Annotated in this window: 9 protein-coding genes; 2 read left to right on the plus strand and 7 right to left on the minus strand. The window is 68.1% G+C overall.

The annotated features are described in order from the left end of the window. The 5 genes from kdpB to AB0I59_RS41850 form a co-directional block, all read right to left on the minus strand. Positions 1-1424 (minus strand): potassium-transporting ATPase subunit KdpB (gene kdpB, locus AB0I59_RS41830; RefSeq protein WP_358142587.1); only part of this gene is annotated, 1424 nt, incomplete at its 3' end. A gap of 1 nt (position 1425) precedes the next feature. After that, the gene (gene kdpA, locus AB0I59_RS41835) at positions 1426-3087 is read right to left on the minus strand and encodes a potassium-transporting ATPase subunit KdpA (protein WP_061260713.1); all 1662 of its coding nucleotides are present in this window, start codon (positions 3085-3087) and stop codon (positions 1426-1428) included. Then, positions 3087-3176, minus strand: coding sequence for a K(+)-transporting ATPase subunit F (kdpF, locus tag AB0I59_RS41840; protein ID WP_061260715.1), 90 nt, complete (start codon positions 3174-3176; stop codon positions 3087-3089). The genes kdpA and kdpF overlap by 1 nt, the downstream gene beginning before the upstream one ends. 760 nt (positions 3177-3936) lie before the next feature. Then, a complete protein-coding gene (locus AB0I59_RS41845) occupies positions 3937-5112 on the minus strand; it encodes an MFS transporter (RefSeq protein WP_358142591.1) in 1176 nt (391 codons plus the stop codon). Positions 5113-5803: 691 nt separating this feature from the next. Next, positions 5804-5989: a hypothetical protein gene (locus AB0I59_RS41850; RefSeq protein ID WP_358142594.1), complete on the minus strand. Its 186-nt coding sequence runs from the start codon at positions 5987-5989 to the stop codon at positions 5804-5806. A 147-nt stretch (positions 5990-6136) separates the two neighbouring features. On the opposite strand from AB0I59_RS41850, the gene AB0I59_RS41855 reads away from it, so the two are divergent. Then, entirely contained in the window at positions 6137-6574 is a 438-nt protein-coding gene (locus AB0I59_RS41855) for an ATP-binding protein (protein ID WP_061260719.1), read from the plus strand. Between the two features lie 28 nt (positions 6575-6602). Continuing rightward, on the plus strand, positions 6603-6950 hold the full coding sequence (locus AB0I59_RS41860) for an STAS domain-containing protein (protein WP_061260721.1): 348 nt from the start codon (positions 6603-6605) through the stop codon (positions 6948-6950). A gap of 60 nt (positions 6951-7010) precedes the next feature. Here the strand turns inward: AB0I59_RS41860 and AB0I59_RS41865 are convergent, their stop codons facing one another. Together AB0I59_RS41865 and AB0I59_RS41870 are read right to left on the minus strand one after the other, a co-directional pair. Continuing rightward, entirely contained in the window at positions 7011-7958 is a 948-nt protein-coding gene (locus AB0I59_RS41865) for a phosphotransferase (RefSeq protein WP_082777547.1), read from the minus strand. Between the two features lie 831 nt (positions 7959-8789). Then, positions 8790-8987, minus strand: a 198-nt coding sequence (locus AB0I59_RS41870; RefSeq protein ID WP_358142598.1) for an HNH endonuclease, incomplete at its 5' end; no start/stop codon positions are given.

Consider the following 8987-nt stretch of genomic DNA (forward strand, 5'->3'; position numbering starts at 1 on the left):
TCCTTGAGGTGGATCACGCCCAGGACCCGGGCCCTTCCGTCGGCGATCTCACCCACCACCAGTGGGGTGCCTCCGGACGCGGAGATGCCGTCGACCAGGTGTCCGACCTCTTCGGTCGGGTGCCCGCCACCGTCCCGGATCCATTTCATGACCGCGGTGGCCGCGCCCTTGCGCACCTGGCGGCCGTCGACGTCCACGCCCGACATGCGGGTCTGGGCGGTGAACGGCACCCACACCGCGTGGGTCAACTCGCCCGGCCGGCGCTCGCGCAGGCCGTGGGCCTCCTTGGCGTGGACCACGATCGAGCGGCCCTCGGGGGTCTCGTCGGCGAGGCTGGCCAACTGGGCCGCCGTGGCCAGCTCGTCGGCGCCGACACCGCTCGCGGGGACGAACTCGGACGCCTGCCGGTTGCCCAGGGTGATGGTGCCGGTCTTGTCCAGCAGCAGCGTGCTGACATCGCCCGCCGCCTCCACCGCCCGGCCGCTCATCGCGAGCACGTTGCGCTGCACCAGCCGATCCATGCCCGCGATGCCGATCGCGGACAACAGCGCGCCGATCGTGGTCGGGATCAGGCACACCACCAACGAGATCAGCACCACGCCGGTGACCCCGTCGCCGGTCAGGGCGAGCGAGTCCGGCACGCCGGGGTTGACGCCCTTAGAGTAGATCGCGAGGGGCTGCATGGTCGCGGTGGCGACAAGGAAGATGATCGTGAGCGCGGCCAGCAGGATGTTCAGCGCGATCTCGTTGGGCGTCTTCTGCCGGTTGGCGCCCTCGACCAGCGAGATCATCCGGTCGATGAAGCTCTCCCCCGGCTTCTGGGTGATCTGGACGATGATCTGGTCGGACAGCACCTTCGTACCGCCGGTCACCGCCGACCTGTCCCCGCCGGACTCGCGGATCACCGGCGCCGACTCACCGGTGATCGCCGACTCGTCGACGGAGGCGATGCCCTCGACCACGTCACCGTCCCCGGGGATGATCTCCCCGGCCTCGACGATCACGAAGTCCCCCTGCCGCAGTTCGGGAGCTCCGACCGTGTCCCACCGGCCGGGGTCGTTCCGGTCCATGAGGCGGCGGGCGACGGTGTCGCGCTTGGCCGCGCGCAGCGTCGCGGCCTGGGCCTTGCCCCGGCCCTCCGCCACAGCCTCGGCCAGGTTGGCGAAGACCACGGTCAGCCACAGCCACACCACGATCGCCCAGGCGAAGACCGACGGGGTGACGACGGCCAGCACGGTGGTGAGTGCGGCGCCGATCTCGACGACGAGCATGACCGGGTTGCGCCACAGCGTGGCGGGGTTGAGCTTGCGCAGCGCGTCCGGCAGCGACCGGAGCATCTGCTTGGGGTCCAGCAGGCCGCCGCCGACCCGGCCCTTCCTTGGGGCGGGGGCACGACCCGGCGCTTCGAGCGCGGGTGTTGACATGTCAGTGAATTCCTTCTGCGAGCGGCCCGAGCGCCAGAGCGGGGAGGAAGGTGAGGCCGACCAGGATGATCGTGACGCCGACCACCATGCCGACGAACTGGGGGCGGTGGGTGGGCAGCGTGCCCGCCGAGGCCGGAGTGGGCGACTGCCTGGCCAGCGATCCGGCCAGACCCAGCACGAACACGATCGGCAGGAACCGACCCAGTGCCATGCACAGGCCGAGCGCGACGTCGTACCAGGGAGTGTTGACGGTGAGACCGCCGAACGCCGAACCGTTGTTGTTGGAGGCGCTGGTGAAGGCGTAGAGCACCTCCGACAGGCCGTGCGCGCCGCCGTTCAGCATGCTCGCGCGCTGTTCCGCCGACCCCATCGCCAGCGCGGTGCCGACCAGCACGAGTACGGGGGTGACCAGGAAGTACATCGACGCGAGCTTGATCTCGCGTGCGCCGATCTTCTTGCCGAGGTATTCGGGGGTGCGCCCGACCATCAGACCGGCGACGAAGACGGTGATCACCGCGAGGACGAGCATGCCGTACAGGCCCGCGCCCACGCCGCCGGGCGCGACCTCGCCCAGCATCATGTTGAACATGGTGATCATGCCGCCGAGCGCGGTGTAGGAGTCGTGGAAGGAGTTCACCGCGCCGGTCGAGGTGAGCGTGGTGGCGGCGCCGAAGGTGCCGGAGTTCGCCACCCCGAACCTGACCTCCTTACCCTCCATCGCGGCCCCGACCGCCTGCGGGACCGTGCCGTTGTGCGCGATCTCCAGTCCGGTCAGCACGCCGACGCTGGTGATGGCCAGCACGCCCATGACCGCGACGATGGCGTACCCCTGTCGCTTGTCACCGACGATGCGGCCGAAGGTGCGTGGCAGCGCGAACGGCAGCATGAGGATCGCGAAGATCTCGACCCAGTTGGTCCAGCTGGTGGCGTTCTCGAAGGGGTGGGCCGAGTTGGCGTTGTAGAAACCGCCGCCGTTGTTGCCCATCTCCTTGATGATCTCCTGGCTGGCCACCGGACCACCGGTGATCGCCTGTTCCCCACCGGCCAGCGTCGTGATCGTGTGCGGATCGGCGAAGTTCTGGATCAGGCCGCCCGCGACCAGGACCAGGGCGCCGACGAAGGCCAGGGGCAACAGGACGCGGATCGAGCCGCGGACCAGGTCCACCCAGAAGTTGCCCAGCTCATCGGTCTTCTTACGGGCGAAACCGCGGACCAGCGCGATCGCGACCGCCATGCCGACCGCGGCCGACACGAAGTTCTGTACGGCGAGGCCGGCCATCTGCACCAGGTGACCCATCGTGGACTCACCCGAGTACGCCTGCCAGTTGGTGTTGGTCACGAAGCTGACCGCGGTGTTCCACGCGATGTGGTCGGGCACCGGGGCGAAGCCCAGGGAGAGGAACAGCTTGTCCTGCAGGCGCTGGAAGGCGTACAGGAACAGGATCGAGACGGCGGAGAACGCCAGCACGCTGCGGGCGTAGACGGTCCAACGCTGCTCCGTGTCGGGCTGGACGCCGATCAGGCGATAGATCACCCGCTCGAAGGCGTAGTGCCGGGTGCTGGTGTAGACGCGGTACATGTAGTCGCCGAGCGGCCGGTGCACGACCGCGAGGGCGACGACCATGGACGCGATGAAGACGATTCCCGCTGCGGTCGGCGACATCAGAACCGCTCCGGGAACAGCAGGGCCGCGACCATGAAGATCACGAGACCGATGGTCACGACCAGGCCGGTCGCGTTGACCACGCTCACAGCCGCTCCACCGCCTTCACGACGAGCCCGAGAACCGCGAAGATCGCGATCGTCAGGGCGACGAAGATGACGTCAGCCATCCCCAACTCCTCAGATGCCGGATAACGTGCCTCGGGCCGCCCAGATGGACGGCCCGAGGTAAGCAAATCGCGGGTTTTGGGAGATTTCGCTCCTTCTTGACGGCTTTCCTACGCCGCCCGGATGATTATTGACAGCATTCCTACGCCCACGGTCGACGGGCGATCCGCCGCGCACGACGCCGGGCTCTCGCACTCGGGGATACCGTCCCGCGACCGCCCACCGGCCGTATGGCCGACCGCCGACCGGCCGTATGGCCGACCGCGGACCGCCGACCGGCCGCATGGCCGATCGCGAGGTGACGATCGCCGAGGCCGCCCGGCGAAAAGAGACCTCGGAGACCTCGGTCAGCAAGTGGAGGCGCAGTTCCTGGAGGCCGGTAGGAGGGCCTGGCCGTTGGCGGCCACCGCCATCCCGCGCCTGTGGCCGGGCCGGGCCGGTGATGACACTCCCCCGTGGTCTACCGGTAGCACGCCCGCCAGTGCACCGTGGCCGCGGCAACGGCAACGGCAACGGCAACGACACTCAGCACGGTGGCACCACCGGCACACCCACCCCCTCACTGAACCGTGTCGGCGGCGGCGACACTCCGAGCGCGGCGAGCGCCGGAGACCGGCAGACCAGCAGGCGCGGCAGACCAGCAGGCGCGGCAGGCGCGGCGCACTGCCGACACACCCACACCTCACCGAACTGTTCCCGCGGCGGCGATCGACGCGGCCCGGCGCCTGAGCCTGGCGTCGGCCACGAGGACGGCCAGGGCGAGGAGCGAAGCCGCGGCGGCGGCGATCGGCAACGCGGTGACGTGTCCCTTCTCCACGATCACTCCCCCGAACCCGCCCGCGACCGCCGACCCGATGTGCATGGCAGAGGAGTTGAGTGAGATCGCCACGGCCGAGGCCCTCGGCTCCAGCCGCAGGATGCGGGCCTGCTGCGGCACCGGGACCATCCAGGCGGCGAGAGCCCACACGCATACCGCCACATAGGTGCCCGGCAGGCTCCGGGCGATCGCCGTGAAGGCGACGAGCGCCACGGTGACCCAGATCAGCGCCACCGACAGCACTCGCTCTGGGCCGAACCTGTCGGTGAACCGTCCCGCGAACGCGTTGCCGGCCAGTCCCGCGACGCCGAAGACGATCAACAAGGCCGCCAGCTGCACGACAGTGATCCCCGCTGTCTCAGCCAGCAACGGCCCCAGATAGAGCAGGACGGTGAATCCGGCGCACTGCGTGGCCGCGCTGACCGCCAGCAGTCTCAGCACGCGCGGGTTACGCAGCACGCCGACCCGCTCGTTCAGGCCGATCACGCCGGGCCGGGAGATCACGCCCAGTCCCCGGAACAGACCGAGCGTCGCCACCAGCGCGAGTACGGAGATCATCACGAAGGCGGCCCGCCATCCGACCGCCGCGGCAATCAGGGTGCCGAGGGGAACGCCCAGAATCGCGGCGGCGGAGAATCCCATGGTGACCACGGCCAGTGCCCTCCCGGTCCTCTCGGGCGGCGCGATCCGGGCCGCGGCGGCCATGGCGGCCGGAGTGTAGAGCGCGGCGGTCAGCGCCGCCAGGACGCGCGAGCCCAGCAGCAGCGGATACGACGGCGCTGTCGCGGACACGAGATTGGCAACGGCGAAGCCCGCAAGCGCCCAGCTGAGCAGCCGTCGCCGGTCGACGTTCGAGGTGACGACCGCCAGGACCGGCGCGCCGAAGGCGTACGCGACAGCGAACACCGTGGCGAGCTGGCCCGCTGTGGCCACGGACACGTGCATGTCGCTCGCGATGGACGGCAGGACCCCGACGATCAGGTCCTTGTCCGTCCCCACCACGAACACGGCCAGAGCAAGGACATAGACGCCGATCGGCATGCGCAACACCGTTCACTCAGGAAACACATCGCCGACCATAATGAAACAGCGTTCCGCTATGCGTAAAGCTCTCGCGGTCGGATCGGCGACCCGCGGATCGTGGCCCCAAGGTCGCGAGTCGCAGACCGCGAGCCGCAGATCAACTCCCGGCATTGACCTTCGGTAAGCCGGACTCCATTCCGGGGCAAGGCTCAACCAAGCCATCAACGGAACCGCATCGACACCCAGACCTTCTCCGAACCGGCCCCCGGATTGAACCCTTCGAACGAAGCCGGGCCAGCGCCGGAAACGGAGCCAGGGCCGGCCCCGGAGCCAACCGACTGGGTTCGGGCAGCCTCCGAGCTCTCGGGCCAGACCTTCGCATCGGCCACCTGGCCTGGCCCCCCGGAAGCCGAACTCATTCTGGGGCGACATACGAAACAGCCCACGAGACAGTCCACGAGCGGGATGCAGTTGATCACCAGGGCGGGGCTCCAGGGCGCCCCCTGGGACGACTTCCGGGTCGAGCCCGGATCGGCACGCCGTTCAGCACGGCATTCGGCACGGCGTCCAGCACCGCGGTCAGCACGGCGGTCGCACGGCCTTCAGCACACCGTCCAGCACAGCGGTCAGCACCGCGGTCAGCACGGCCTTCAGCACGGCGTTCGCGCGGCGTTCAGCACGGCGTCCAGCACCGCGGTCAGCACGGCGGTCAGCACGGCGGTCGCACGGCCTTCAGCACGGCCTTCAGCACGGCGTCCAGCACCGCGGTCAGCACCGCGTCCAGCACCGCGGTCAGCACCGCGGTCAGCACGGCCTTCAGCACGGCCTTCAGCACGGCGTTCGGCGGCGTTCGGCAGGGCGCGACGGGCGGACGGTCGTGATCGAATTCCCTCATTTCCATAGGCGCACTCCGGCCCACCCCCCAAGCGGCATCGACCCTTGACATAAATCTGAAGTTCCGGATGCTTTTCCTCCCGTTTGGTCCCACCTCTTTCTGAGAAGAACACGAATGGATGGTGGGTCGCGAAAGGAAATACCGACCGTGCCTGATGCCGAGAGTTCGCCGGATTCCATCGAAGAGCTGGAACTCGATTCCAGCGTGGACAGCATAATCAAGGCCGGGGAAATCGCCACTCATTTCGCCCGCCGGGTCGGGCTCAATGAGGACGACTGCTACCGTCTCGGCCTGGCGGTCCACGAGGCCGTCGCCAACGCCGTCATACATGGCAACCGGTACGCACCGGACAAGAGAATCCACCTGCGGATTTCCGCCAGACCAGACCGCGTGACGGTGACCATCCGCGACGAAGGCGAAGGGTTCGATTCAAGCAGCGCCGCCGACGCGCCGATCACTGGGAATCTGAGCAGGTCAGGTCGCGGGCTGCTGCTGATAAGGGAACTCGTCGACGAACTGTCCGCGCGTCACCACGACGATTCGCCGGGCACCGAATTGTGCCTGACGAAACACGTCCGCCACTGAACCACCCCACCGAAGAAAGGATCCCGTAATGCCTCAGTTGACTTTGACCGAGCGTCGGAACGGCGACGTCACCGTGATCGACGCGGCCGGCAAAATCGCCATCGGAGACGGCAGTGTTCACCTCCGAGAGAGCGTACGCAACCTGCTGGACAACGGGCACAACAAGATTCTTCTCAACCTCGGCGGCATTTCCTATGTCGACAGCTCCGGCATCGGAGAGCTCATTTCCTCCTACACGACCACCAATAACCACGGCGGGCAGTTGAAGCTCGTCAACCTGACCCGCAAGATCCAAGATCTGCTGATGATCACCAAGCTGCTGACCGTATTCGAGACCTACGACAACGAAGAGGAAGCGGTGCAGAGCTTCCGCTGAGGCTCGCCGTCTCCGGCTGGGACTCAGCGCACGGAAAGGGCAGGACCGGCCGCCACGCTGTCAGGGACGGCCGGTCTCCTGTATTGCCGACGCGTTCTCCGTGAGGATGCGCCGCTCGAACATCTTCACGAGGTGGGTGACGCGCGCGAAACGTGTCAGCTCATCCTCGGGGACTTCCTGGTCCGGCCCTTTCCAGACGATCAGCGTGACCAGTCGAAAGATGAGAGCCCGCACGAGCATCTGAAGCCGTTGGTAGCCAGTGAGAAAGGTATCGACGAGCTCTGACCCGGCACCGTGGTACAGGAGCCCGTCGGCGACGACGATGGCATCGGCGTAGTCAGCCGGCCGCCAGTATGGCGAGAAGTCGATCACGGTCGGGCTCTGGTTCGGATGGAACAGCACATTGCCCGTCAGGTCACCGTGGATGAGCTGTTCGGGAGTCTCGACGGGCCTTCTGAGCCCAAGCAACCCGGACAGCTGCGCCTCGGCGTTAGTCGGCAGCGATTGGGACATCTCGCTCCAGGCGATGCGATCAGCGATTGCCCATGGATGGTCGCGGCGATCGAGAAAGTCGGGCCGCGGCACATCCCGCAACTCCCTGTGAAACGCCTTGCTGACGGCCAGCAGCGACGCCCATCTGCCCGCGGGGCCCGCCTGACCGGCCAGGAATTCCGAAGCCGTCCACCCATCAACCACGTAAGCACCATCGCGGGAGCGACAAGGACGAGGGACTCGGAACTCCGCCGCCTGCAAGCCCGCAAACAAGCGCGCCGACCACTCGGCCTCCTCCCGGTTGTCCGCAGGCTTCACGACCGCATCACCGACGCGGAAGCTCTGCCCTTGCCCGCCGGGAAGCGGCCGGATTACTCCGGCCAACTGGAAAGCTGCCAGCACGCTCGCCGGTGGTTCGGCAACAGTCCTCAAGGCCATGCCGGAAATCGTGTCAGATCGCCGATTCTTAAAGCGCGTGATTTTCACGTCGACGATGTGAACCATCGGATTGGCCATCTGGGCGAACCACAGAGTCGGGGTCGGGTCGGGGCCGGGTCGGGTCGGGGCCGGGTCGGGGCCGGGTCGGGTCGGGGCCGGGTCGGGTCGGGGCCGGGTCGGGTCGGGGCCGGGTCGGGTCGGGGCCGGGTCGGGTCGGGCCGGGGCCGGGGCCGGTGTCCGTAGGCGCTACGACGGGGGCTTGCTCCGGCCGGCCGTGATAGTTGCGATCAGGTGCATACCGCTGTCGCGGTCGCGGGCGCGGTGGTTGCTGGCACGGTCTTACGCCGGCCTCCACAAACCCCCGCCTCCGCGCCCCTCTCTCCCGCCGTATCCCCCACGGAGGTGACCTCCAGGCCGAGGATCTCCCGGCAGCCGTCAACGTTCATACCGGGGCCCATCCGAACGCATGCTCCCGACCGCTGTGTCTCCCGTGACCCGTGGCCCATCCGAACGCATGCTCCCGGTCGCCGTGTCTTCCGTGTCCCTCGGCCCATCGGGGGCCGAGGCACGCGCGGCGGCTCAGTGAGACCCGACTCAGTGGGACCCCGACATCGAGCAGGATCCTCACCAGGCCTTGCCCCGCGTCGCGCGCAAGGTTGCCGTGCCCGCCGGCCAGCCGAGCCGCTGGACCAATGTGGCCAGCTGCTGCGGGTAGCGGCCCTCCCCCTCCCCCTTCCCCTGGCCCTGCCGTGGCCGTGCCCCTGGCCGTGGCCGTGGGTGGCGCCCGGCCGTCGCCTCTCGGTAGCGACCCGGGCCCTGGCGGTGGGCTTGAGTCTTCGGCTCTGGAGCCCGGCGAGATCACCAGCCAGGTCCGCCAGCCCATGACCTCGACCACATGCGGGATGACGGTCACTGTCTGCGGGCCCAGGCGCGGGGGCGGTGCTTGGGATAACGATGGAAACGCATCGTCACCGTGCCGTCCGGCTGGTCGATGACCTCAACCTTGTCCGGATGACGAGACTTCCACTTGTTGTCAGGCGCGCACAACGGCGCGAGGTTACCCAGATCAGTACGGCCACTGGGATACCACGGCTCGATATGGTCGAT

The sequence above is a fragment of the Microtetraspora glauca genome (assembly GCF_040656155.1).
Taxonomy (GTDB): domain Bacteria; phylum Actinomycetota; class Actinomycetes; order Streptosporangiales; family Streptosporangiaceae; genus Microtetraspora; species Microtetraspora glauca.